The 580-nt window shown below is 24.8% G+C and carries 1 protein-coding gene and 1 pseudogene; both read right to left on the bottom strand.

The window, feature by feature from the left end; translation table 4 throughout:
- The coding region (locus EHV01_RS06440) for a lipoprotein (RefSeq protein ID WP_422066736.1) at window positions 1–293 on the bottom strand (293 nt) is incomplete at its 3' end.
- Between the two features lie 15 nt (window positions 294–308).
- Window positions 309–580: pseudogene (locus tag EHV01_RS06435) on the bottom strand (hypothetical protein); the annotation flags it as partial.

The raw sequence follows: 580 nt of genomic DNA, 5'->3' as shown, positions 1-580 counted from the left end.
ATAWTTTTATTTTTTAATTCATTATGTTTAAATTTAATAATTCTTCAATCAGTTACACTATTCTTATAAATACCGCGTCAAATAGCAAAATATCATTTATTATCTACAATATTAAATCGTTTTTCTTGTGGTGCTATTCATTCTAAAATACCATCTTTTGTATTTATTTTGTTTTTTTCTTTTTGTTCTTGTAGTTGCACATCGGTATATGCTCGTGTATTACAAGCAACTAAACTTGTTGTGATTGTTCCTATTAAAGTAATTGTTCCCAAAAGACTTAATATATTTTTCATAATTTTAATTTAATTTTATTCTATAAAAATATAACTACTCCCCTTATTGTCTAATTCTATATCTGTTATTGGGAAATCTAAGCCCTCAAATTTATCTATTTGTCCTTCTCCGTGTTGCAAATAAACACTTTTGTTTGTTGCAAAATAAGTGTTTCCAGAAGATAATCTTAAACTTGTTGTACTTACACCGTTTTTTTGTAAAACCTTGATTGATGTTACTTTAACATTGTTTGGTAATGTAATTTTTTTATTACCAAAACCATTTAAATCTAAGTGATATACTTWTW

Source organism: Spiroplasma sp. hy2, from assembly GCF_044714365.1.
Classification (GTDB): domain Bacteria; phylum Bacillota_I; class Bacilli_A; order Mycoplasmatales; family Mycoplasmataceae; genus Spiroplasma; species Spiroplasma phoeniceum.
Note: the sequence above shows the minus strand (reverse complement) of the source record. Positions and strands in the feature narration are given on the sequence as shown.